The following is a 24,178-nucleotide window of genomic DNA, read 5'->3' as shown; positions in this document are numbered from 1 at the left end:
GCAGCGCGCACAGGCGCCTCAATCGATCTGTGCGCCTGAGGCCTTGACGACCTCGCCCCATTTGACGAGGTCGTTTTTCAACAGGGCACCAAACTCGGCGGGCTGGGTGATCAACACATCAGCGCCTTGGGCGTTGAACTTCTCGATCACTTCTTTGTTCTTCAACACCTCTTGGATGTCTTGGTTGATGCGACGCACCACCGCCGCAGGCGTTTTGGCTGGGGCGAACAAACCAAACCAAGGCGAGACATCAAACTCTTTGTAGCCTGCTTCAGCAATCGTGGGAATGCTGGGGAAATTGGATGAACGTGCGCCGCTGGTCACCGCGATGGCACGCAAGGTCCCGTTCTTGATCGACCCGGCCACCGAAGGCAAGCTGGTGAACACCATGTTGATTTGTCCGCCCATCAAGTCTTGCATCGCGGGCGCGGCACCGCGATAAGGAATGTGTTCAAGCTTGGTGCCAGCGGCCGAGTTGAACATCACGCCCAGCAAATGGTTCACCGACCCATTGCCTGCGGAGCCAAAAGTCAGTGGCGCTTTTCTGCCCTGCTCCACCAACTCTTTCACGGTTTTGAAAGAAGCATCAGGACGGGCCACCAACACAAACGGCAGAGTGGCCAAGGTGGCCACAGGGGCGAAATCTTTCTCAGGATCGAACGGGAGTTTTTTGTACAGCGATGCATTGATCGCGTGCGATCCCACATAGCTCATCAGCAAGGTATGGCCGTCGGGCGCCGCTTGCGCCACGTACTCCATGCCCACATTGCCACCGGCCCCTGCACGGTTTTCAATCACCACCGACTGCTGCCATTTCTCGCTGAGCTTTTGCCCCACGATGCGCGCCAAAGCATCGGATGCACCGCCCGGTGTTTGCGGTACCACGATCTTGACGGGGCGCGACAAAAAGTCTTGTGCCTGACTTTGCATGGCAATGCCCAGCCAAGCAAAGGCCATGATTTTGATGAGAATTTTGAACACACAAACTCCAAATATTTTTGTCGCGAGAGGATGGCATGAACGTCCTGTTTCTCTTGTCGCAGGGCGGACAAACGCGGGATCTCAAAAACGTGAGCTGTGACAGAATAATTTAATGAAAATTCAACGTATCGCAGGCGCACTAGGCGCTGAGTTGCACGGGGTTGATTTGACCCAACCCATGTCAACCGATGTGCAGCAAGCCGTTCGTGCCGCGTTGCTCGAACACTTGGTCATCTTCTTTCGCGATCAACACCTCAGCACCGAACAGTTCATGCGTTTTGCCCAAGCCATGGGCACGCCCGTGGAATACCCCTTCGTCAAAGGCTTGGATGGCTTTCCATGTGTGATTGAAGTCAAAAAACTCGAACACGAAAAAAACAACTTTGGTGGCATCTGGCATTCCGACACCACCTACCTCGAACAACCGCCCATGGGCTCGATGCTGTTGGCACATGAAATTCCCCCCTATGGTGGCGACACCTTGTTTGCCAACCAGTACCTCGCGTGGGACACACTGTCAGACACCATGAAGTCCTTGCTGCATGGCTTGAAAGGCATCAGCAGTTCGGCCAAGGCCGATGTGTCCAAAACACGTGAAGACCGCCTCAAGACCGATGGCAAAGAAGGTGCACCCAAAAACTACACCCACGCACACCCGCTGGTGCGCACCCACCCCGAAACAGGCCGCAAAGCCTTGTACGTGAACGTGGCCCACACCTCGGGCATTGTGGGCATGACCGACGAGGAAAGTGCGCCTCTCTTGAAGTTTCTGTTTGAACACCAAGTCAAAGCCGAGTTCACCTGCCGCTTTGTCTGGAGGCCCCACTCTTTGGCGTTCTGGGACAACCGCTGCACACAACACAACCCGGTCAACGATTACCACGGCTTCAAGCGCGTGATGCACCGCATCACCCTCGCGGGCGACACACCCGTTTGAGCACGCCATGAAAAAATCCATCGTCTATCTGAAGGTCAACCGCGTCGATGCAGACCTCTGCGCCCTGGCGCGCCAAGTCAGCGTGTCCGATCTGCATGAAGCGATGGGCGGCATTGCAGGCCGCTTGGCCACCATGGGGCCACACATGCGCCCTTTGCTGCCCGGCGTGCGCATTGCAGGCCCGGCAGTGACCGCGTTTTGTGAACCTGGCGACAACCTCATGATGCACCGCGCGCTGTACCTGGCCCAGGCCGGGGATGTGCTGGTGGTGCAATGCCCCGAGTCTGGGGCCCAATGGGGCGACATGGCCGCGTTCTATGCCAAAGTCAAAGGACTGCAGGCCACCATCGTCGATGGATTCATTCGCGACACCGACGATTTGTTGGCCATGCAGTCACCTGTGTGGGCCACCAAGATTGGTCCCAGCAGCCCCGAAAAACTGGGGCACGGCACTGTGAACGCACCGATCGTGTGTGATGGTGTGACGGTCTATCCCGGCGACCTGGTGGTGGCCGATGGCGATGGGGTGATCGTGATTGCGCGCAAAGATGCGGCCGAGGTGGTGCACAAAGCCCTGGCGAAGAAACAAAACGAAGACGCCGTTCGCCTCGACATAGAGGCGGGTCAACACCCATGGCATTTGCATGGATGTGCGCAAAACTATGCTGCCTTGGATGTGACAGAAATCGACGATGTTTGGCATCCCTGAGACTTCAAGGAGAACACCATGCGCCTATTGATTGTGCTGTTGATGCTGTGCTTGAACGCCACGGCGGCCACCAAAGACTACGCGCAAAAAGCAGATTACGAAGGCTGCAACGGTATCCAGAACAACGACAAAAAACTCTACTGCCAAGCCATCGATGCCAACAAAGCCGAGTTCTGCAACCGCATTGGCAACGGCGATTTGCAAAACAAATGCCTGGCCAAAGTCAACAACGACGCGAAATACTGCAAACGAATTTCCGACGACAAAAAGAAGAAAAGCTGCGAACAATACATTCGCTAACCCTTGAAAGACACCATGTACAAAACCCTCACCGCCTCTATCGCCCTTTGCCTTGCCGCATGCAGCGCCACCCCTGTGACTCAAGCGCCTGCCAACGACCCTGTCACTCTGCGTGTCAATGTGTTCCGTGGTGCCAGCAACATCCCCATCTACATGGCGATGGAAAAAGGCTACTTTGCCCGTCGGGGCATCACCCCGGTGATGCAGTTCACCCCCAACTCTGAGCAACAACGCGCAGGTTTGGCCGAAGGCAAATTTGACATTGCACACGCAGCCGTCGACAACGCCATTGCCATGATTGAGGTGGCCAAAAAGGATGTGGTCATTCTTTCTGGGGGCGATGGCGGCATGAACGAAATGCTGGTGCGCCAAGACATCAACAAGCCGTCTGACATGCGCGGGCGCACCTATGTGGTGGACGCACCCGACACGGCGTACGCCCTGATTGGCCGCAAAATCCTCAAAGACGCAGGCTTGGTGGAAGGCAAAGACTACAAGATTGACCCACTGGGCGGCTCAGAAAATCGCTTCAAAGGTTTGGACAGTCCGGCTGGAGCGGCCACCCTGCTCAACCCACCCTGGAACTTCTTGGCCAAAGAACGTGGCGCCAAAAGCTTGGGCACCACCACGGCGTTGTACGGTCCTTACCAAGCCGGTGGTATTTTTGTGATGCGCCCTTGGGCCGCTGCCCATGCATCGGCTGTTGAGCGCTACATCGCGGCTTACATCGAAGGCTGCCGCGCGGCCCAAGACCCCGCGCAAAAAGCACTCACCCTGAAGGTGCTGTCGCGTGAGTTGAAGCTCGACGCCAACAAAGCCGAGATGACTTACCAAGCCTTGAACGACCCATCGGGCAGCGGCTTGTCCAAAGACTGCGCGCTCGACATGCAGGGCTTCAAAAACGTGTTGGCCTTACGCGCCGAGATCGAAGGCCAATGGGGTGGCAAAGCACCAGCACCCGACAAGTTTTTGGACTTGAGCTACTTCAACCGTGCCCTGCAACACACCTTACCGTAAGGCATACAAAGCAGCTTTGACAATGCTGGCCGCATCCACATGGAAGAAGGCACGCAAAGCCGCGCGCGTGTCGCTGCGGCCAAACCCGTCGGTGCCTAAGCTCAGGTAACGACGGCCCGCTGGCAAATACGCACGCACACTCTCTGGCACTGCGCGCACATAGTCGGTGGCCGCCACGATGGGGCCTTGGCTGTGCGCCAACTGTTGCTGCACAAACGGCGCGCCCGGTGTGGCATTGCCAGCCATCGCGCGTTCTTCGCACGCCAGGCCATCACGCGCCAACTCACTCCAACTGGTGACGCTGTACACATCGCTGGCAATACCTTGTGCCGCCAGCGTTTCGGCGGCTTTGACCACCTCGGTCAAGATCGCGCCCGAGCCCATCAAGGTCACACGTGGCGCCTGGGCTTGCGTGACCTCGAAGGTATTGAACTTGTAGCAACCGCGAATCACGTCTTGCGCCACACCCACGGGCAAATCGGGTTGGGCGTAGTTTTCGTTCATCAAGGTGACGTAGTAGAAAACATCGCGCTGCTCGACCAACATCTCGCGCATGCCGTGGTCCACGATCACCGCCATCTCGCCCGCATAGGCTGGGTCGTAGGCTCGGCAATTGGGAATCGTGGCGGCCACCAAATGGCTGCTGCCGTCTTGGTGTTGCAAACCTTCACCGCCCAGCGTGGTGCGCCCAGACGTGGCCCCCAACAAGAAGCCCCGCGCACGTTGGTCTGCGGCGGCCCAAATGGCGTCGCCCACGCGCTGAAAACCAAACATCGAGTAGTAAATGTAGAACGGCAACATGGCCAAACCGTGCACGCTGTAGCTGGTGGCCGCCGCTGTCCAGCTGGCAATGGCGCCAGCCTCGCTGATGCCTTCTTCCAAAATTTGACCATCCAAGGCCTCGCGGTAGCTCAGCACCGAGCCAATGTCTTCCGGCTCGTAGCGCTGGCCCACGCTGGAGTAAATGCCGACCTGTTTGAACAAGTTGGCCATGCCAAAGGTACGCGCCTCATCGGCCACGATGGGCACAATGCGTGGCCCCAGCGCGGAGTCTTTGAGCAAGTTACCCAGCAAGCGCACAAAGGCCATGGTGGTGGACATTTCTTTGCCCGCTGCATTGACCGCGAAGTTCGCGTACTGGGCCAGTGCAGGCACCGGCACCTCATCGGCTTGGGTGTGGCGCTGGGGCATGTAGCCGCCCAAGCGTTGGCGTTGCGCATGCAGGTAATGCATCTCTGCGCTGTCATCGGCGGGCTTGAAGAACTGCAACTGTGTGGCCTGCTCGTCGGTCAACGGCAAGTTGAAACGGTTTCTGAACTCAATCAAGGCCGTCTCGTCGAGCTTCTTTTGGCTGTGGGTGGTCATCTTGCCCTGCCCGGCCTCGCCCATGCCATAGCCTTTTTTGGTGTGGGCCAAGATCACCGTCGGTTGCCCTTGGTGGTTCGCCGCAGCGGCATAGGCTGCATGGATCTTCACCAGGTCGTGGCCGCCGCGTTTGAGGCGGTCAATTTGCTCATCGGTCATGCCCTGCGCCAAACGGGCGAGCTCTTCGTTTTGACCAAAGAATGTGTCGCGGTTGAAGCGACCGTCTTTGGCGGCAAAGGTTTGCATCTGGCCATCCACCGTGTCGGCAAACGCACGCACCAAGGCACCGGTGACATCGCGGGCAAACAAACCATCCCAATCACTGCCCCACACGAGCTTGATGACGTTCCATCCGGCACCACGGAACAAGCGCTCCAACTCGTCAATGATGCGGCCATTGCCACGCACCGGGCCGTCCAAGCGCTGCAAATTGCAGTTGACCACCCACACCAAGTTGTCGAGCTTTTCGCGCGAGGCGAGCGTGAGTGCACTCATGCTCTCGGGCTCGTCCATCTCGCCATCGCCAAACACGCCCCACACCTTGCGTGCGCTGCAGTCTTGCAACTGGCGGTGTGTGAGGTAACGCATGAAGCGCGCGTGGTAAATCGAGCTGATCGGGCCAATGCCCATCGAGCCCGTGGGGAACTGCCAGAAATCAGGCATCAGCCAAGGGTGCGGGTAACTGCTCAAACCACGCACACCCTCGGGAGCTGTGAGCTCTTGGCGGTAGTGCGACAAATCAGCCTCACTCAAACGCCCTTCCAAATAAGCGCGTGCGTACACGCCGGGTGCGCTGTGCGGCTGAAAGAACACCAGATCCCCGCCATGCGCGGTGTTGCGCGCGTGAAAGAAGTGGTTGAAGCCCACTTCAAACAAATCGGCGGCGCTGGCATAACTGGCAATGTGACCGCCCAACTCGCCGTAGGCGGCATTGGCCTTGGCCACCATGGCCAGCGCGTTCCAGCGCATCAGCGAACCCAAGCGTTCTTCCATCGCCAAGTCGCCCGGAAAGGCGGGCTGCTGCTCCACCGCGACGCTGTTGACGTAGGGCGTGGCCAACTCGGGCTGCCACTGCACCTTGGAGGTGTTGGCCAGTTGCACCAAGTTGTCCAAAATGAAACGCGCGCGCTCGGGGCCATGGGTGGCCACCAGCGACAAAAATGCGTCGCGCCATTCGGCTGTTTCAAAGGGGTCCACATCGCCGCTGGCTGCGGCCAAGAAAGGGAGAAGGCTGTGATCGGTCATGCGGTCACTGTAAAAAAAAATGACCCAAATAGGCTGTTGTTTTCAGGTCGACTTCGGCAAATAACAAAATAAAATGCTTCGATCAATTGATTTAGAAGCATGAAATGAATTTAGACGCCACCGATCTGCGCATTTTGACGGAGCTGCAACACGACAGCTCCCTCACCAACATCGAGCTGGCACGACGGGTGCATCTGTCGCCCTCGCCCTGCCTCACGCGGGTCAAAGCCCTGGAGGCTGCTGGCGTGATTGACCGCTATGTGGCCCTGGTCAACCCCAAACAGCTGGGGCTGAACTTGTCGGTCTTCATCTCCATCAGTTTGAAAGAACAGTCCAAATCGGCCTTGGCCGAGTTTGAGCAACGCATTGCCGAGCACGACGAGGTGATGGAGTGCTATCTGATGACGGGAGACAGCGACTACCTGATTCGCGTCGCCGTGGCCGACATCACGGCACTCGAGAAGTTCATCTTGGAACAACTCACCCCCATCCCTGGCATCGAAAAAATTCGCTCCAGCTTTGCCCTCAAGCAAGTGCGCTACAAAACCGCCTTGCCACTGCCGCACTGAACAAGACCACCCCTCCACATGAGAGATTGACCCATGACCACCAGACGACCCCGCTCCATCGAAGTAGACGGCATCACCCATGGCAACGCACCCATTCCCATGGGCGCGCGTGTGGGCAACACGATTTATTCCTCCGGCATCATGGGCCGCGACCCGGCCAACGACACCTTGCCCGGCGACGCGGCCACGCAGGCCAAGTTTGTGTTTCAAAACCTGCGCACGCTGTTGCGCAATGGCGGCGCCAGCTTGGACGATGTGGTGCATGTCAAGGCCTACATCCAAAACAACAGCCTGCGCGAACTGCTGAACGCCGAATGGTTGGCCTGCTTTCCCGACCCACACGACCGCCCGGCACGCCACACCATGGTGATGGACTTGCCCATGGGCATGCTGATTCAAATTGAAATCGTGGCCGTGGTGTCCGACTCAAGCCGGTAGTGGCTGCTCCTGGTTGGTGATGAAGCCCTCGGGCATGGTGGGCCCCCACACGTACAGCGAGTCTTCGGCTGCGTGGTCAGCCGCAGGCCAATCCAAGTCGGCGGGCACAAAGTCGATGTCGTGCGAGTACTCGCAAAAACTGCCCCACGGATCGCGCACGTAGTAGAAGTAGTTCGAGCCCAACACGTGACGGCCAAAGCCCCAGCCACGGTCCCAACCTGCATTGCGCATTTGCTCAGACCCCACGCCCACCTCGTCAATGCTGCCCACCTCCCAGCTGCTGTGGTGCAGGCCGGGTGCATGCGACTTGGCCAAGGCGATCAGGTGATGGTCGCTGCCATGAGGGGTGTGGATGAAGGCAATGATGTCCCCCGAGGAGTCTGACAAACGCAGGCCCAACACGTCTTCGGCGAAGCGTGTCATGCGCAACACATCGGGGCTGAAGAACAACACATGCGACAAATGCTTAGGGCGGGTCGACACCACCTGGCTGCGGCTTGGCGCGGCCCCTTTTCCAGCGGGCACGGGCTTCTTGGGCGCGGGGGTGGACTTGACCGATGGCGACACCTTCTTGGCCACCAACAGCTGAACCGCCGTGCCATCCGGGTTGCGCAACCAAATGCCATCTTGGCTGCCCAGCGGATGCGGCGCACAGCCAATGCCTAAGTCTTTCACGCGCTTTTCAAATGCAGCCACATCTTCAGCAAAGATGCCGTAGCGCACATATTGCAGTTGCTTGCGCTCCCCGGCTTCAAACACCGAAGCCCAGCAGTGGTCGTGACCAAAGGTGTACAAGTCCAAACGCTGGTCGACTTGGCGCACATCCAAACCAAAGTCGGTGTAGAACTTGATCGCCACGCTGAGGTCTGGCACGGTGTAGACAAAACGATCGACCGAATGAACGGCCAACACGCCGGGACGGCGTGATTCGAGGTGGGGGGTTGAACTCATGCTTTGACTCCTCCAGGTGTGAACGAATTGTTGCGACCACTGATTTTTTCGAACAATCCTACGCTTGCGTGTGGCCAGGCATCGGCGCGCCATGTCACATGTTGGTCAGGACGAATGAGCGTGAAGCGTGTCGGATACAGCTCGGCAATGCCTGCTTCGTTGGGCTGAATCACCGTCAAAGGCACCCCCGCGTTGCGGGCTTGCAAGCGCGCTTGCTCAATCGCCTCAGACGGCGCGTCTTTGGACGCCAACAAGGTAAAGCCTTGACCCAAGTGGTCGTACAGCGAAGAGCCATCGTGCAGCCACGCGTGCGGTGCGAGTGAGCCGGGGCGCGAACTCGGCACATAGTTGATGTAGTCATGCCCGGGCATGGGTGAGCCGTCCGGCACGATCACGGGCGAGTTTTCATAACGGTAGCCCAGCATCACGCCCAGCGTGGTGAACTCGCGCAACTTGCCAGCCTGAATGACAGCGCCCACCTCGCGGCGCATCGCAGCGCCCTCGGCGTTGTCGCCATCCAAGCCCTCCTTCCAAAGCTGGTTGCCCAGCATCGCGTGGTTGGCCACCGCCTCGTCCAACACCATGTTGTGCACCGGCTTGCGCTCTTGCTCGTAACTGTCGAGCAACGCGGGTCCACCCCAGCCTTGCAGCACGGCAGCGATCTTCCAACCCAAATCCACCCCATCGGCCACACCCATGTTCATGCCGTAGCCCCCAAACGGCGGGTGCAGGTGACACGCGTCGCCGGCCAAGAACACGCGGCGGTCGCGGTAGGTGTTGGCCAGCAAACGGCTGGCCACCCACTCGTCGGTGGACAGCACCTCGTAGGGCAAGTCAATGCCCGTGGCTTTGCGGATCAAATCGGGCGTGTTCGCCACATCCAGCTTGGTGCCCTCTTTCATGCCGGTGGGCATGAAGAACCATTTGTCGCCTTGGTCCATCGGACCAATCAAACTGGGCGCTTCGGCATTGACTTGCCAGTACATGATGGCCGGCCCATGCTTTTGCTTTTCGGCCAAACCTGGGGCCTTGAACACCACGTTGTAGTTGCGTGACAAACCTCGCGTGCCCTCCATCTTGGCGCCAATGCCTTCGCGCACCACACTGCGCGAGCCATCGGCACCCACCATGAAACTGGCCTCGATGGTGATGTTCTGGCCTTGTCGCAAATCACGCACCACCGCGTGTACGCCGTCTCCGTCTTGTTCAAAAGTCGTCAACTCGGTGTTGAAACGCAAGTCCACATTCGGCAGCGATTGCGCATGCTCACGCATCACCTCTTCCACCGTGTACTGCGGAATCCATTGGCCATGCTCCGAATACAGCGGGTTGCGCCCTGGCGCGCAGTACATGGCGTTCTCAAATCGGGTCAGCTCGTGGCCCGACAAGCTGGTGCAAAACACCACGTTGGAGGGGTAATACATGCCAAACGGCGAGGCAGCGCGCAGCGTGTCGGCAATGCCCCAACGGCGAAAGTGTTCACGGGTGCGCACATTGGTGGTCTTGGCACGTGGGGCATAGCCCACACGCTCATTGCGCTCAATCAACACGCAAGGAATGGATCGGTGTCCCAGCTCAATCGCCAAAGCCAAACCCACTGGCCCAGCACCCACGATCAACACCCCCGTCTTCAACAACGAATCACCCATGCAATGCTCTCCCTTGTAAATTGCTAGGGATGGTACGGATGCGTTGGTGAACCGGGAAGATGACAATATTCAAATGCTGATGCCCAAATTCGATCCCTCTCGTTTTCCCTATGTTGCCAACATCACGGCTTTGTCGAGGCCTATGGCATGAAGTTCAGCGCGGTTCGTGACTTTTTGGCCGTGGCCGAACGCGGCAGCCTGCGTGCGGCGGCACGCCAACTCAATGGCTCACAACCCGCCATCAGCCGCAGCATTCAAGAGTTGGAGCGTGAACTGGGCGTGGTCCTGTTCGAACGCAGCCCCAGCGGCGTGCAGCTCACCCCCATGGGCTCGGTGTTTTTGCGCCGCGCCAGCGCGGTGCGCAACGAGTTGCGCTTGGCCCAAGAAGAACTCGACCAACTGCGCGGCGAAACCCATGGCCGATTGACGGTGGCCCTCTCCAGCGTGCCGCACATTGCCTTGCTGCCGCACGCACTGCAACCTTTTCGTGCGCGCTACCCACATGTCACCATCGACATACGCGATGCGATGTACCCCACCATCGAAGCCGACCTCAAAGAAAGCCGTGTGGACTGCTACATGGGCCCCGACCCTGGCGAGATGGCGCCAGAGTTAACACGCGAAAAACTGTTTGACAACACACGCTTGATCTATGGCCGCAAAGGCCATCCGCTGGCACATGCCAAGTCTTTGGCCGAGCTGGTTGACGCCGAGTGGATCACCACCTCCGTCACCCACATTGCCGAAGAAGAACTCGGCCCCTTGTTTGCCCAACACGGCTTGCCTGCACCTCGCTTGGTCATGCAGGCTCACTCCACCCTGTCCTTCCTGGTGGCCCTCACTCACTCAGACTTGCTGATGATGCTGCCCGTGCAGTGGACCCAATTCATGCCATTGCGCGACATGGTGCAAGCCATCCCTGTGCGCGAAGTTTTGCCTGCGCCCCCTATTTGCTTGGTGCGACGCAGCGGTTTGCCACTCACCCCCGCCGCTGAATATTTTTGCGACATGATGCGCCGCGCCGTCTTGCATCGACATGTTGCAGACGCGATTTGAGCGTCCCAGACACCAGGCACCCACACTTCATCCACATGACCTAAAATTACAAGCATGAGCAGAGACGAAACCACCAAGATCGCCAGCGACGGACTTCGCTACAAATCCAAAGCCGGAGGGTCTCCATTTGGTGGCTCTGGGCACACAGCAGCCAGCATGAGCTGCTACAAATGCGGTTTACACAAACCGCGTGCGTTGGGCACCTTCAAGCGCTTGCTCAACCAAAGCATGTTCATGTGCGGAGACTGCAAACCCGTCAAGGCCTGACGACTGACCATGACAAGCCTGGCATCGCAGCATCCCAATGAGCCGCGATGCCAGTCGTGTAGTTATGTGATGCCCTCGTATTCCGCCAGCACCGGCTTGCGCTGCGGCCTCAAATATTTTCAAAGCACGGTGCTCATGCGTAAATTCCAACGCATGGAGCACTACCCCGAAGTCAAAGAGTTCAACGCCTGCGAGGCGTGGTCTGCCGTCGACGCCAGCACGGCCTCTTGAAACCCGGTATCGTCCAGAGACATCCACCGTCCCCCTCTAGGAGTTGCCATGTTGCCACGCATGCTCATTGCAGGCCTTTTATCTTGTCTCACCCTGTGCATCAACGCACAAACAGCCAGCCCCTCTGCGCCTGTGCGCGTGCGCGGCACGATTGAACAAGTCAGCCCCACTCAACTGGTGGTGAAAGACCGCAGCGGCGAAGTCGTCACGCTGGTGCGACCTGCCGATATGCCCGTGTCTGAGGTCTTGCCCATCGCGTTGCAAGACATTCAAGTGGGCAGCTTCATCGGCTCGGCCGCCATGCCACAAGCCGATGGGTCTCAGGTGGCCTTGGAAGTGTTGGTGTTTCCTGAAGCCGCACGCGGCACGGGCGAAGGTCACTACGCGTGGGACTTGCAACCGCAAAGCACCATGACCAACGCCACCGTGGCAAGCCTAGCCGTAGCTCCCAGCCAAATGCCTGGCGGTCAGCAACTGCTGCTGAAATACAAAGACGGTGAAAAGCGGTTGCTGGTGCCTGCGGGCACGCCCATCGTCACCATCCGCCCGGCCAAGCAAGAAGAAAATGTGTTGCTGATTCCTGGTGCCAAGGTCATGGTGGTGGCTCAGGTCAAAGACGGTCAGCCCACCGCTGTGCGCGTGACCGTGGGGCGCAACGGTTTTGCGCCGCCCATGTGATTCACAACAACTGATCCTGAAAGACATTCTCATGAAAGCTGCTTGGTACAACCGCAACGGTGAAGCCGTTGAGGTGTTGACGTTGGGCGAACTGCCCACCCCACAACCCGCTGCGGGTGAAGTGCGCGTCAAGCTCGCCACCTCAGGCGTCAATCCGTCTGACGTGAAGTCGCGCAAAACGCGGCCCATCACCGACGCCGAAATCATTCCCCACAGCGATGGCGCGGGCGTGATCGACGCGGTGGGTGCGGGCGTCAGCGCTGCACGCATCGGCGAGCGCGTGTGGATTTGGAATGGCCAGTGGCAGCGCCCCTGGGGCACCGCGTGTGAATACATCGCCCTGCCTGCACAACAAGCCGTGGCGCTGCCCGATCACATCGACTTTGCATCTGCGGCCTGCTTTGGCATCCCGGCCCTCACCGCAGTTCAAGCCATTCATTTGGCGGGCGACCTCAAAGATAAAACCGTGTTGGTCGTTGCCGCTTCGTCGGCAGTGGGCCACTACGCCGCGCAACTGGCGGTGCTGCAAGGCGCACGCGTGATTGGCACCGTAGGCTCCGAAGCCAAAGCCGAGCATGTGCGCCGTGTCGGCGTGCATGAGGTGATTCACTACAAAACCGAATCGGTGAGTGAGCGCATCAAACAACTCTCCAACGGCCAAGGTATGGATGTGGTGATTGACATGGACTTCTCCACCTCACACCGCCTCACCGCTGACGGCAGCATCAAGCGCCACGGCACCTTGGTGTGCTACGGCTCCAACGTGGCGGGCGATGTGACGGTCACCTTCCGCCCCTTGCTGTGGAACTCCATGACCTTGAAGTTCTTCTTGGTCTACGACTTGACAGCCGAAGACCGCCAGCATGGCTTGCGCTATTTGACCCAACTGCTGCAAGACAACGCGCTGGTCCACGCGGTGGCCGCGCAGTACCCGCTGCAAGACATCGTCAAAGCCCACCAAGCAGTGGAGAGTGGTCAGGTGATGGGCAACGTGGTGATCACGCTCTAACGTCAGTGCAAAGGCACAAACAGCTCGGCCGCACGTTTGGGGGGCAGTCCGTGCGCTTGCGCCAGGGTGGCCACTGAGGCCATCATGTCAGGCAACACGCCCTGGGGGTGGCGGTACACCTCCATCCACGTCTCCAAGCCCTCGGGTGAGGCTTCAGGCCGCTGCATCAACTCCACGGTCATGCCCGGCCAGGCTTGCACCACCGCCTGCTGAAACGCACGCACACGCCCCACCCACTGCGCATGCTCGGGCAGCGGCAGCTTGTAGTACACAAACAAAGTGACGCCGGTGTGCGTGTGTGCGGTGCTCATGGGTCCGGCCTTATTGGCGCTCCAACTTCATGGTGGTCACCAAGTTGTTCCACTTGTCGATCTCGGTCGACAAAATGTCACGCAACTCTTCGGGGGTGCCACCGCGTGCGTCAATGCCCACGTCTTGAAACTTGCTGCGTACATCGGGCAAGGCCAGTGCCGCGTTGATTTCTTTGTTCAAGCGCTCAATGATGGGGCGCGGTGTTTTGGCCGGTGCGGCCACGCCGTTCCAGGCCGTCACGTTGTAGCCCTTCACACCGCTCTCGGCCAGGGTGGGCACCTCGGGCAAGCCACGGAAACGCGAGCCTGAGGACACCGCCATGGCCTTGATCTCGCCACCGCGAATCAAGGGCATGGCAGGCGAGATGATTTCAAACGCCACCGCAATGTCTTTGCTCTTGAGTGCCAGCATCAACGAGGGCGTGGTGCGGTAAGGCACGATGGTGGCGTTCAAGCCGGTCAGGCTTTTGAACAGCACGGCCGACATGTGTTGGCCACTGCCCAAACTCACAGTGCCAATGTTGTACTTCTCGGGGTTGGCGCGCGCCTTGGTGATGAAGTCTTGCACGCTCTGAATGTCAGAGCTTTTGTCCACCAACATCACCACGTCAAAAAAGCCCATGGCCGAGATCGGCTGAAAGTCGCGCTTGATGTCGTAGGGCATTTTGTTGAACATGGCCGCACTCACCGCGTTGCCGTAGTTCATGTGCAGCAAGGTGTAGCCATCGGCATCAGCCTTGGCGACGGTTTCACCGGCCACAATGCCGCCCGCGCTGGGCTTGTTATCCACCACCACCTGCTGACCCAAAGCGTCCGACAACTTTTGCGCCACCATGCGTGCCGTGATGTCGGCCACACCACCGGGTGCATAGCCCACCACCAGACGAATGGGTTTGTTGGGGTAGTTGTTGCTTTGCGCATGCAGCACAGACGCCGCACCCAGCAGCCCCACACACACCAACCACCGCGCGCACCAGGCGGCAGACTTAGCCATCGTCGTTGTCATTTTTTGTCTCCTGTTTTGCCCATGCCCGCCCAACGGGACACCAGGTCTGTCTCAATGTCAAAAAGGTCCAGGCACCGTCCCACCGTGTGGTTGACCATGTCGTCCAAGGTTTGTGGCCGCGCATACAAAGCGGGCACCGGTGGCATGAGGATGGCGCCGTTCTCGCAGGCTTGCGTCATGGCTTTGAGGTGACCGGCGTGCAGCGGTGTCTCACGCACCATCAGCACCAGGCGGCGGCGCTCTTTGAGCACCACGTCAGCCGCACGCGACAACAAGCTGGTGGTCATGCCATAGGCAATTTCAGACAGCGAGCGAATCGAACACGGGGCCACCACCATGCCCATGGTCTTGAACGACCCGGACGAAATGGTGGCACCAATGTTCTTGGCGTTGTGCACCTCAAAGGCCATGGCCTCCACCTCTTTGTGGGTGTAGTCGGTCTCGGCCGTCAGCGTCAAACGCGCCGAATCGCTCATCACCAAATGGGTTTCGATGTCACTGTGTTGCAAGGCTTGCAAGATGCGCACGCCATACACAATGCCCGAGGCACCACTGATGCCCACGATCAAACGTCGTGGTGTTTTGCTAGAGGGACTAGACATGACAGCGCTCACTGCTCGTCCGGTCGAAACTTGGTTTCGGCCTTCACGTCATTGCGCTGCTGCGTCAAGCTGATGGCACCGTTCTCCAGGTAGCGTCCGGTGGCGGCGCGCTGGGCAGCGGCCTCCCACTGGGGCAGCCAGTCGCCCAGGGTGTAGCCAAACCACGGCGCTTGCGGGCGCAGCTTGGGCAAGCCCAGCTCTTCCCAAATGGCTTTGGAGCGCTCCATGTAGGGCTGCGTGGGCAAGGCCAAGGGCGGCATGACCGACTTCATGGTGGCATCCATCAACAAGGTGGAGTCTTCTTCGCCGTCCAACTCGCGCTTGGGTCCGTGGCCCTGGCCGCGGTGCTCCAGCGTTTGCACATCGACCACGGGGTTCATGCGGTAGGCCATGGCCCACAGCAGCGCGTCGGCGTTGTCGGGGTCGATGTCCTCGTTGACCGCAATGCAAATCTTGCCGCAGTCGCCTTTGAAGAACGCCGCGCCATACAGGGCACGCCACACTTCGGTCTTGGGGGTGTCTTTGTCAAAGGTGATCACCGTCACGCGCAGCAAGCCCGTGAGCGGCTCGTGCAGCGACACGCGCTTGACGCCGCGAATGCCCAAGGCATTGCGCAAGTGCGCCAAGAACAAGGGCTCGTAGGCCACGCGCTTGATCACGCTCGACTCGCTGGGTGCCACCTGGCTGATGTACGACGGAATCACCGGCTTGGCACGGTGGGTGATGGCCGTGATGGTCATGGGCAGGTTGAACTCTTCCAGCGCCACGTGGCCATGCGACTCACCAAACGGTGCCTCGGGCTCCAAAAATTCCAAATCGATTTGGCCTTCAATCACGATCTCGGCTTGCGCGGGCACCCGCAGGTTCACCGTGCGGGCCTGGGTCACCTCAATGGGCGCACCCGCCAAGCCACCGGCCACATCGAACTCGTCCATGCCGATGGGCAGTTTTTGTGGGCCCATGAACGCCACATACGGCGGGCAGCCCAGCACGATGGCGCAGGGCATGGTTTTGTGTCCGGCCTTCTTCCATGCTTGGTAATGCAGGTAACCGCCAGCACCGCCCACGCGGGTGGCCATGCGCACCACCAAGCGGTCGGGCGCTTTCAGGGCACAACGGTAGGTGCCCATGTTTTGCACGCCGGTCTCAGGGTCCACCGTGATCACGTTGGTCGCGGTCAGTGTGGGCGCGCTGTCAAAGCCAGGTGTGGAAATGGGAATGGGCAACATGTCCAGGCCCTTGCCCTCGCCTTGCAAGTCGGCTCCTTCATGCACCACGTCGTGGCAAGGCGCGTTCTCGACCATGCGCGGTTTGATGGGGTGGTTGATGGCTTGGTCCCAACGCGCCTGGATTTGCTCCACCGACGAGCCCATGCCCACGCTGTAAATCTCGCGGTTAGCGGCCAGTGCGCCCACCACCACCGGTATGTCGTACTTGCGGCCTTGGGCGTTGACGATGTTGGTGAAGAGAAACGCTTTGCGTTCGGCCTCGTCCATGCCGCCCACAAACTGCCAGCGCACCAAGGGGTGCAACTCAGAGTCTTTGTCGATGGGACGGTCAATCACTTGCAGCAAGCCGCGACGCTTAAGCTCCTCCAAGTGGTCGTGCAAATCGGGGTAACCGGTGGTGTGTTGGCTCATGGGAGAGGTTCAATCTGTAGTCTGAGAAATCAGGCTGCGATGATGCCTGCATCGCTGTCACCCTGCATCCGGCAATACCCGAGAAAAACTCACACCCCTTACCACTTCATGGTGTCGGCCAACTGCGCGATGGAGCGCTCGGTGTCTTGTCCTTCTTTGAGCAGCCAGTCACTGAAACTCTCAATGACGGGGTTTTGCGCCGCGCCCAGCGGCGAGTTGGCAAAGTAGCGGCGCTGACGCGCCACCCGCAAACCAAAGGGCGCGCACAAGCGCCCGGCAATCACATCGTCGGCCACCAAAAACAAAGGCACCAGCACCACGCCCAAACCTTCGGCGGCAGCTTGCAGGGCAAAGTACATCTGCTCAAAGTGCAAAGACTTGCTAGGTGCTGCGTCTGGCGACACCTCGGCCATTGCCAACCACTCGGTCCAGGTCAGTGGCTCGGTGTCGTAATTGATCAAGGTGTGTTCGGCCAAATCTTCTGGGTCTTGGAGTCGCCCACCTTCCAACAAGTCGGGGTGGCAAATGGGCACGATGGTCTCGGTCATGAACGGCACCGACACCATACCGGGCAAGGGCTCGTGGGCCCCGCGAATGGCCACGTCGTAGCCGCGCTCTTCAAAGTTCACCGGCGCGGTCGAGGTGGTGAGCTTGACCTCCACCCCACCCCGGCGTTTTTGAAATGCCGAGATGCGCGGGATCAACCAGCGCATGGTGAACGTGGGCGGTGCGTTGATGCGCAAGGCCGTGGGCTCGGCCTGCTCCACCAACTGCATGGCCGTCACGGCAATGCGGTCCAGGGCTGGGGTCACCGCCGTCAAAAACGTGCGCCCCGCATCGGTCAGGCTGAGCTGCGACTGGCTGCGGTTGAACAGCGGTGTGCTCAACCAGGCCTCCAGCACCGCCACTTGCTTGCTGACGGCACCGTGTGTGACAAAGAGTTCTTTGGCCGCCTTGGTGAAGCTCACATGACGCGCCGCTGCCTCAAATGCACGGACCGCATTCAACGGAGGAAGTTTTCTCATAAGTGAAGGCAATGTTAGTTAGGGGGGCGGCTCTGCCGTATGAGATTTTCTCAGGCAACGTGAATATTACTGAATTGCTTGCATGGGCATTTTCAATAGACACTCTGGCCCGACCCAAGAAGGAGCCGCGCGTGAGAAATAGTCAGCACACCCCCACAGCCATTCGGAACATCAGCCCATGAAAGCCGCAGCCTTCGATTACATCCGTGCCGACAACGTCGAGCACGCCCTGAGCCTGCTGCAACAGCACGGCGGCGACGCCAAGCTGATTGCCGGTGGCCAAACCCTGGTGCCCATGATGGCCATGCGCCTGGCACGCCCCGAGTTGTTGGTGGACATCCACCGCCTCGACGCCCTGCGCACCATCAGCCTCACGCCCGACACCCTCACCCTGGGTGCCGGTGTGCGCCAATGCGAGGTAGAGCGCCATGCCGAGATTGGCCAGCGACTGCCCCTCATCCACCAAGCCCTGCACTGGGTGGGCCACCAACAAACCCGCAACCGTGGCACCGTGGGTGGCAGCTTGGTCTATGCCGACCCCTCCGCTGAGTTGCCGCTGGCTGCATTGATCTTGGGTGCCACGCTGCACTTGGACAGCGCGGATGAAGGCCCACGCAGCGTGGACGCGCAAGACTTCTTCTTGGGCCCCATGTTCACCGCCATCGGCGACACCGACTTGCTGCATCGCATCGACTGGCCCATCTGGCAAGGCACGCACATTCGCTCCGCCTTTCAAGAAACCGCCATTCGCCACGGCGACTTCGCCATGGCCTCGGCCGCTTGCCAGGTGCAACTCGATGCACAAGGCTTGGTCGCCCGCGCCAGCTTTGGCTTGGGTGGCGTCAGTGGCACACCGCTGGTGTTTGCAGAACTCGCGCAACAACTGGTGGGCCAACGCCTGAGCCCCGAGCTGGCCAAAGACGTGGCCCACGCCGCCGCCCAAACCTGTGACCCCGGCAGCGACATGCACGCCAGCGCCGACTACCGCCGCCATTTGGCCGCCGCCTTGTTGGCCCGTGTCTTGTTGCAAGCCGCCACCCCGAAAGAATGACCATGCCCTCCAAAAAGACCGTCCAAATTCGCGTCAACGGCGTCTTGCAACAGCGCGACGTTGAACCCCGCACCACCCTGGTCGACTTTCTGCGCGACGAGCTGGCCCTGACCGGCACCCACGTGGGCTGCGAACACGGCGTGTGCGGTGCCTGCTCGGTGCTGCTCAACGACGAGCCCGTGCGCTCGTGCTGCATGTTTGCTGTGCAAGCCGATGGCATGCAGGTCACCACCGTCGAAGGCCTGGCCCCCGAGCGCGGCTGCCTGTCCAAGATTCAAGATTCGTTTTGCGAAAAACACGCCCTGCAATGCGGCTACTGCACGCCGGGCATGTTGATTGCCTGCCACGCCTTGGTGGCCCACAACCCGCACCCCAGCGAAGCGCAAGTGCGCGAAGCCATCAGCGGCAACCTGTGCCGCTGCACCGGCTACCAACAGATCGTGGATGCGGTGATGCACGCCACCTCCCCCCAGGAGCACAGCCATGAGTGACGCCACCCCTTTCCGCTACATCGGCAAACACCGCCGCGCGGTCGAACACAAACGCTTTGTCGTGGGCCAAGGCCACTACGCCGCCGACATTCACCGCCAAGGCATGCTGCACGTGGCCTTGGTGGCCAGCCCCTACGCCAGCGCCAAAATTTTGAGCATCGATGCCTCACAAGCCCTGGCCATGCCCGGCGTGCATGCGGTGGTCACCGGTGCTGAGTTGCGCGCCGCCACCGACCCGGTGTTGCCGGGCGTGGATGCACCGCAGGTCACGCGCTTTCCCATGGCCTCGGACGTGGCGCGCTACGCCGGTGAATGGGTGGCCGCTGTGGTGGCCGACACCCGCGCCCTGGCCGAAGACGCCGCCGAGCTGGTGATGGTGGAGTACGAACAAACCGCCCACATCGTCGACCCCGAAGCGGCGCTGCACAGCGACGCGCCGCTGGTGCACCCCGCGCACGGCTCGAACCTGATTTTTGACCGCAAGTTTGTGTGGGGCCCGGTCGAAGAAGACTTTGCCAAGTGCGACCACCAGCTCAGCTACCGCGTGCGTTGGGCACGCAACTCCACCGTGCCCATCGAAACCTTTGCCGTGGCCTGCGAGTGGAACGACGCCACCGAGGTGCTCGACGTGTGGGCGTCGATTCAGATGCCCAAGTTCCCCGACCAACTGGCCAAAGCCCTGCGCTTGCCCGGCAACGGCGTGCGCGTGCACTTTGACGTCGACGTGGGCGGCAGCTACGGCGTCAAGCGCGGCTTGAAGCACTCCATCATGGTGGGCTACCTCGCCAAAAAACTCGGTCGCCCGGTGCGCTTTGTGGAAGACCGCATCGAGAACATGCGCGGCGGCGACATGCAAGGCCCGGATCGCATTTTTGATGTGACACTGGGCTTTCAAAACGACGGCACCTTGCGCACCATGCGCATGCGCGCCTTGGACGACATTGGCGCCTACTCGGGCCGCTCGCCCTTGCAGTTGGGCAAGCCCGTGGGTGCCATCGTGGGGCCGTACCGCATTCAAAGCGTCGAGTACCACGCCATGGCGGTGATGACCAACAAAACCCCGCAAGAAGCGGTGCGTGGCTTTGGCCAATCGCCCACCAACTACGCGCTGGAAACCGGGATCGACAAAGTGGCACGCTTTCTCAAGATGGACCGCATCGAGCTGCGCCGCCGCAACCTGATTGGCAAAGACGAGTTCCCCTACCTCATCCCCAGCGGCACGCACTACGACTCGGGCGACTACGCCACCGTGATGGACAAAGCCCTCAACGCCGCGCCCATGACCCACATCGTGCAAGAGCGTGACCGCCTGCGCGCCCAAGGCATGTTGGCTGGCATTGGCATCTCCACCTGCCTGGAGCCTTCGGGCGGCAACTCGTCGTTCGAGCCACTGTTCAACCCCAAGAACCAAACCACCACCTGGATGGACTCGTGCCTGGTGCGCGTGGACTTAGGCGGCACCGTCACGGCGTTGATGGCTACCTCCACCTCGGGCCAAGCGCATGAGACCTTGGTGTCCACCGTGGTGGCCGAAATCTTGCACCGCGCGCCCGACAGCATCCGCGTCATCCACGCCGACTCGCTCAACGCCCTGCCCTCCAACAGCCCGGTGGGCAGCCGCATGGCCATCATGCTGGGTGGCGCGGCAGCCGGTGCCGCCAAAAAAATTCGCCAACAGCTGCTGCACATTGCGGCCCACAACCTCAAGCAACCGCTCGATCAGTTGGTGTACGAAGGCGGCGATGTGCACCTGCGCAGCGACCCCAGCGTGCGCATGAGCTGGGACGCCATGGTGGATGTGGCCCACCGCAAATACCACCTGCTGCCCGAGCACATGGAGCCCGGCCTGCAAGAAAAGTTTGTGATGGAAGTGCCCACCGGGGGCGCCTTGCCCACCGAAGACGGCCGCATTCAGATGTACCCCTGCCACTCGTTCGAGTCGCACGTGATCTTGGCCAGCATCGACCCCGAGACCTGCAAAGTCAGCATCCAGCGCTATGTGTGCGGCCACGACTGCGGCGTGATGATCAGCCCCGACGTCGTTCACGGGATGACCTACGGCGGCATTGCCCACGGCCTGGGTGCGTCGCTGATGGAGAAGTTCGCGTTCTCTGACGAAGGCCAGTTGCTGGCCGGCACCTTCATGGACTACCTGCTGCCCAGCTCCGCCGAAGTGCCCGCCATTACCATCGTCGACCACTGCACCCCCTCGCCCTTGACCGAGTTCGGTCAAAAGGGTTCGGGCGAAGCTGGCTACCTCGGCAGCCCTGCCGCGATTGCCAGCGCAGTCAACGATGCCTTGGCGCCCCTGGGTGCCTCGATCGACCATTTGCCCATGACCCCGCAAGCCATCTGGGCTGCCCTACAACAGAGACAAGGAAATGTTTGACATGAGCCACGCCACCCTGCAACACCACATCCCCGGCCCCGTGGGCAACCTGTCGGTGCTTGAACAAGGCAACCCCAACGGTCCCGCCATTGTGATGAGCCACTCCATCTTGTCGTCCAGCATGATGTGGGCGCAACAAGCCGAACTGCTGGCCGCCTGCGGCTGGCGTGTGCTGCGTGCCGACATTCGCGGCCACGGCGGCTCAGAAGCGGGCCCCGCCCCCTATGTGATGGACGACTTGGTGGCCGACACCATCGCCATTCTGGATGCCCTGCACATCGAGCGCGCGCACTACGTGGGCCTGTCGCTGGGTGCCATGAGCGGCTTTGGTTTGGGCGTTCGCCACCCTGAGCGCGTGTTGAGCTTGCTGCTGTGCGACGGCCGTGCCGACATGCCCGAAGCCGCCGGTGCGGTGTGGAACGAACGCATCGACGCCGCCCGTGCCCAAGGCTGCGCCGTATTGGCCGTGCCCACCACCGAGCGCTGGTTTGGCAAAGCGTTTTTGGACGCCCATCCCGACACCGCCAAGCGTTTTCAAGACACCGTGGGTGCCACCCAAGTGGAAGGCTTTGTGGGCTGCGCCCAAGCCATTCAAACCTTGAACTACCTGCCCCAAGCAGCCAGCATTCAAGCCCCCACCACCTTGCTGACGGGCGCCAACGACGGCGTGTTTCCACAGGTGATGGCAGGTTTGTGCGAGGTCATCCCCAACGCAAAACTGGAAATCATTGCCGACGCGGGCCACCTGCCCAACATTGACCAACCCACCGCCTTCAACGCTGCGTTGATGCGCCACTTTTTCAACACCCCCGCCTGGAGCAAACCATGAGCCACCCCCACCTGCTGATCCAACAAGACGGTCGTCTTCTTCGCATCCAACTCAACCGCGCCGAAGACAACGGCACCTCCGACAGCATGGCCGCCGCCTTGTCTGAGGCGGTGCTCAACGCCCATGAAACCTCTGACGCCGTGATCCTCACCAGCGTGGGCCCCGACTTTTGCACCGGCCGCATCCGCGACGCAGGCACCACCCCGCCCGCTGCCGAAGCCTACACACGCCGCGACGAATATGACTCGATCTTCAACAGCTACAAAGCGCTGCGCAGCTGCAAGGTGCCTGTGATTGGTGTGATCGAAGGCCGCTGCATGGGCTTTGGCACCGCCATTGCGTCGCTGTGCGACGTGTCGTTTGCCAGTGACACCGCCACCTTCAACATTCCAGAAATCGCACACAACGTGATGCCCACCATGGTCATGTCTGCGGTGTACGACCGCATGAACCGCAACGCCATTTTGTGGATGGCCTACTCGGCCGACTTCATCAGCGCCCAACAGGCCATGACCTACGGCATCGTCAGCAACGTGGTGGCCGCCGACAAACTCCAAGCCGAAGTGGACCGCTTCTGCGAGATCTTGCTCAGCCGCCCACGCCCTGCCATCTTGGGTCTCAAAGAGTACTTGCGCGTGGCCCCTCGCATGGACGAGCAAGGCGCCATCGACTATGCACGCAGCTTGCACTCGATGGTCAACACCTCGGCCGCCATGAAACGCAAAGCGCACTGAGCCCCCTATGGAAATCATTGGCAAACAAGTCATCCCCGTGCCACGCGACGTGGTGTGGGCTGCACTCAACAACCCCGAGGTGCTCAAAGCCTGCTTGCCAGGCTGCGAGTCGGTGGAGCTGACCGCGCCCAACGAATTCAAGGTGGCGATCAAGACGGTCATTGGCCCACTGCGCGCGCGCTTTCAAGGCAGCCTGCGCATGAGCGAGGTGGATGCCCCCAGCTCGTGCCTGATGCACTTTGAAGGCCAAGGCGGTGCCGTGGGCTTTGGCAAAGGCAGCGCCAACGTGGCCCTGCGCGACACGCCCGAAGGCACCGAACTGGCCTACGAAGCCCGCGCCCAAGTGGGTGGCAAGCTGGCCCAGGTGGGCTCACGCCTGATCGACAGCGTGGCCAAAAAAATGACGGACGACTTCTTCAAAGCCTTCCGTTTGCAACTGGTGCCCGCTGAGGCTGCGCCCGACAGCGCCAAAGACAAAGCTGCTGCGCCTATGGCTGCCACAGCTCCTGCGTCTGCCAGCACGGTTGCATCGCATGGCGCATCGTCTGGCGCACCCGCTGGCGCACCGAGCCCTGCCACCGCACATGCCAACCCACACGACACCACCCTGGTGCCTGGATGGTGGTTGGCACCTGCTGCGTTGCTGGGGGCGTTCATCGCCATCGCCGCTGGCCGCTGGATGCATTGAGCTGAACAAA

The 24,178-nt window shown here is 60.4% G+C and carries 26 protein-coding genes; 17 read left to right on the top strand and 9 right to left on the bottom strand.

All coding sequences use genetic code 11. The features are described from left to right. Window positions 1-18: 18 nt before the first annotated feature. Window positions 19-981 carry a tripartite tricarboxylate transporter substrate binding protein gene (locus B9Z41_RS01970; RefSeq protein ID WP_233202463.1) on the bottom strand — a complete coding sequence of 321 codons (963 nt, stop codon included), beginning with the start codon at window positions 979-981 and terminating at the stop codon, window positions 19-21. Between the two features lie 112 nt (window positions 982-1,093). Here B9Z41_RS01970 and B9Z41_RS01965 point away from each other — a divergent pair, with 112 nt between their 5' ends. From B9Z41_RS01965 to B9Z41_RS01950, 4 genes are read left to right on the top strand one after another with little or no spacing between them, the layout of a single operon-like run. Beyond that, on the top strand, window positions 1,094-1,918 hold the full coding sequence (locus tag B9Z41_RS01965) for a TauD/TfdA family dioxygenase (RefSeq protein WP_100144444.1): 825 nt from the start codon (window positions 1,094-1,096) through the stop codon (window positions 1,916-1,918). Between the two features lie 7 nt (window positions 1,919-1,925). Then, a complete protein-coding gene (locus B9Z41_RS01960; RefSeq protein WP_100144442.1) occupies window positions 1,926-2,627 on the top strand; it encodes an RraA family protein in 702 nt (233 codons plus the stop codon). 18 nt (window positions 2,628-2,645) lie between these two features. Next, complete coding sequence (locus B9Z41_RS01955; protein ID WP_100144440.1) at window positions 2,646-2,927, top strand: hypothetical protein; 282 nt, start codon at window positions 2,646-2,648, stop codon at window positions 2,925-2,927. Between the two features lie 15 nt (window positions 2,928-2,942). Then, window positions 2,943-3,944: an ABC transporter substrate-binding protein gene (locus B9Z41_RS01950; protein ID WP_100144438.1), complete on the top strand. Its 1,002-nt coding sequence runs from the start codon at window positions 2,943-2,945 to the stop codon at window positions 3,942-3,944. Here B9Z41_RS01950 and mdeB read toward each other — a convergent pair. Further along, window positions 3,936-6,554, bottom strand: a complete 2,619-nt coding sequence (gene mdeB / locus B9Z41_RS01945) for an alpha-ketoglutarate dehydrogenase (protein WP_100144436.1) — start codon at window positions 6,552-6,554, stop codon at window positions 3,936-3,938. The genes B9Z41_RS01950 and mdeB overlap by 9 nt on opposite strands. Before the next feature lie 104 nt (window positions 6,555-6,658). On the opposite strand from mdeB, the gene B9Z41_RS01940 reads away from it, so the two are divergent. Next, the gene (locus B9Z41_RS01940; protein ID WP_100144434.1) at window positions 6,659-7,123 is read left to right on the top strand and encodes an Lrp/AsnC family transcriptional regulator; all 465 of its coding nucleotides are present in this window, start codon (window positions 6,659-6,661) and stop codon (window positions 7,121-7,123) included. Between the two features lie 33 nt (window positions 7,124-7,156). Beyond that, complete coding sequence (locus B9Z41_RS01935) at window positions 7,157-7,561, top strand: RidA family protein (RefSeq protein WP_100144432.1); 405 nt, start codon at window positions 7,157-7,159, stop codon at window positions 7,559-7,561. Here B9Z41_RS01935 and B9Z41_RS01930 read toward each other — a convergent pair. Both B9Z41_RS01930 and B9Z41_RS01925 read right to left on the bottom strand, forming a co-directional pair. Beyond that, complete coding sequence (locus B9Z41_RS01930) at window positions 7,550-8,512, bottom strand: VOC family protein (RefSeq protein WP_100144430.1); 963 nt, start codon at window positions 8,510-8,512, stop codon at window positions 7,550-7,552. The genes B9Z41_RS01935 and B9Z41_RS01930 overlap by 12 nt on opposite strands. Beyond that, window positions 8,509-10,161, bottom strand: coding sequence for an FAD-dependent monooxygenase (locus tag B9Z41_RS01925; RefSeq protein ID WP_100144428.1), 1,653 nt, complete (start codon window positions 10,159-10,161; stop codon window positions 8,509-8,511). Before B9Z41_RS01925 ends, B9Z41_RS01930 begins: the two co-directional genes overlap by 4 nt. Window positions 10,162-10,308: 147 nt before the next feature. Between B9Z41_RS01925 and B9Z41_RS01920 the strand changes: the two genes are divergently transcribed. Genes B9Z41_RS01920 through B9Z41_RS01905 form a run of 5 tightly spaced genes read left to right on the top strand, consistent with a single transcriptional unit; the run spans window position 10,309 to window position 13,402 of the window. After that, window positions 10,309-11,217, top strand: a complete 909-nt coding sequence (locus B9Z41_RS01920) for a LysR family transcriptional regulator (RefSeq protein ID WP_100144425.1) — start codon at window positions 10,309-10,311, stop codon at window positions 11,215-11,217. A gap of 54 nt (window positions 11,218-11,271) precedes the next feature. Then, window positions 11,272-11,484 carry a hypothetical protein gene (locus tag B9Z41_RS01915; protein ID WP_100144423.1) on the top strand — a complete coding sequence of 71 codons (213 nt, stop codon included), beginning with the start codon at window positions 11,272-11,274 and terminating at the stop codon, window positions 11,482-11,484. Window positions 11,485-11,493: 9 nt separating this feature from the next. Continuing rightward, window positions 11,494-11,715, top strand: a complete 222-nt coding sequence (locus B9Z41_RS17010; RefSeq protein WP_158236117.1) for a hypothetical protein — start codon at window positions 11,494-11,496, stop codon at window positions 11,713-11,715. 48 nt (window positions 11,716-11,763) lie between these two features. Next, on the top strand, window positions 11,764-12,393 hold the full coding sequence (locus B9Z41_RS01910; RefSeq protein ID WP_100144421.1) for a hypothetical protein: 630 nt from the start codon (window positions 11,764-11,766) through the stop codon (window positions 12,391-12,393). 31 nt (window positions 12,394-12,424) lie between these two features. After that, a complete protein-coding gene (locus tag B9Z41_RS01905) occupies window positions 12,425-13,402 on the top strand; it encodes an NADPH:quinone reductase (RefSeq protein WP_100144419.1) in 978 nt (325 codons plus the stop codon). Window positions 13,403-13,404: 2 nt separating this feature from the next. Here the strand turns inward: B9Z41_RS01905 and B9Z41_RS01900 are convergent, their stop codons facing one another. The 5 genes from B9Z41_RS01900 to gcvA all read right to left on the bottom strand — a co-directional run bounded on the left by B9Z41_RS01900 (window position 13,405) and on the right by gcvA (window position 17,986). After that, entirely contained in the window at window positions 13,405-13,713 is a 309-nt protein-coding gene (locus B9Z41_RS01900) for a DUF4936 family protein (RefSeq protein WP_100144417.1), read from the bottom strand. A gap of 10 nt (window positions 13,714-13,723) precedes the next feature. After that, window positions 13,724-14,719 carry a tripartite tricarboxylate transporter substrate binding protein gene (locus tag B9Z41_RS01895; RefSeq protein ID WP_100144415.1) on the bottom strand — a complete coding sequence of 332 codons (996 nt, stop codon included), beginning with the start codon at window positions 14,717-14,719 and terminating at the stop codon, window positions 13,724-13,726. Then, window positions 14,716-15,321, bottom strand: coding sequence for a UbiX family flavin prenyltransferase (locus tag B9Z41_RS01890; protein ID WP_100145087.1), 606 nt, complete (start codon window positions 15,319-15,321; stop codon window positions 14,716-14,718). The genes B9Z41_RS01895 and B9Z41_RS01890 overlap by 4 nt, the downstream gene beginning before the upstream one ends. An 8-nt stretch (window positions 15,322-15,329) precedes the next feature. Continuing rightward, window positions 15,330-16,961 (bottom strand): UbiD family decarboxylase, encoded by a 1,632-nt coding sequence (locus B9Z41_RS01885; RefSeq protein WP_100144413.1) that lies wholly within the window; start codon window positions 16,959-16,961, stop codon window positions 15,330-15,332. Window positions 16,962-17,059: 98 nt separating this feature from the next. Further along, complete coding sequence (gene gcvA, locus B9Z41_RS01880; protein WP_100144411.1) at window positions 17,060-17,986, bottom strand: transcriptional regulator GcvA; 927 nt, start codon at window positions 17,984-17,986, stop codon at window positions 17,060-17,062. 178 nt (window positions 17,987-18,164) lie between these two features. On the opposite strand from gcvA, the gene B9Z41_RS01875 reads away from it, so the two are divergent. Genes B9Z41_RS01875 through B9Z41_RS01850 form a run of 6 tightly spaced genes read left to right on the top strand, consistent with a single transcriptional unit; the run spans window position 18,165 to window position 24,168 of the window. After that, window positions 18,165-19,037 (top strand): xanthine dehydrogenase family protein subunit M, encoded by an 873-nt coding sequence (locus B9Z41_RS01875; protein WP_100144409.1) that lies wholly within the window; start codon window positions 18,165-18,167, stop codon window positions 19,035-19,037. Window positions 19,038-19,039: 2 nt separating this feature from the next. Then, the gene (locus tag B9Z41_RS01870) at window positions 19,040-19,528 is read left to right on the top strand and encodes a (2Fe-2S)-binding protein (protein ID WP_100145085.1); all 489 of its coding nucleotides are present in this window, start codon (window positions 19,040-19,042) and stop codon (window positions 19,526-19,528) included. Further along, the gene (locus tag B9Z41_RS01865) at window positions 19,521-21,917 is read left to right on the top strand and encodes a xanthine dehydrogenase family protein molybdopterin-binding subunit (RefSeq protein ID WP_100144407.1); all 2,397 of its coding nucleotides are present in this window, start codon (window positions 19,521-19,523) and stop codon (window positions 21,915-21,917) included. The genes B9Z41_RS01870 and B9Z41_RS01865 overlap by 8 nt, the downstream gene beginning before the upstream one ends. Window position 21,918: 1 nt before the next feature. Further along, window positions 21,919-22,746: an alpha/beta fold hydrolase gene (locus tag B9Z41_RS01860; RefSeq protein ID WP_158236116.1), complete on the top strand. Its 828-nt coding sequence runs from the start codon at window positions 21,919-21,921 to the stop codon at window positions 22,744-22,746. Next, entirely contained in the window at window positions 22,743-23,480 is a 738-nt protein-coding gene (locus B9Z41_RS01855) for an enoyl-CoA hydratase/isomerase family protein (RefSeq protein WP_100144403.1), read from the top strand. The genes B9Z41_RS01860 and B9Z41_RS01855 overlap by 4 nt, the downstream gene beginning before the upstream one ends. 7 nt (window positions 23,481-23,487) lie before the next feature. Next, a complete protein-coding gene (locus B9Z41_RS01850; RefSeq protein WP_100144401.1) occupies window positions 23,488-24,168 on the top strand; it encodes a CoxG family protein in 681 nt (226 codons plus the stop codon). The last annotated feature ends 10 nt before the right edge of the window (window positions 24,169-24,178 follow it).

Source organism: Limnohabitans sp. JirII-31 (genome assembly GCF_002778315.1).
Taxonomy (GTDB): domain Bacteria; phylum Pseudomonadota; class Gammaproteobacteria; order Burkholderiales; family Burkholderiaceae_C; genus Limnohabitans.
The sequence above is the reverse complement of the archived record's forward strand: the minus strand, read 5'-3'. Positions and strand labels throughout refer to the sequence as shown.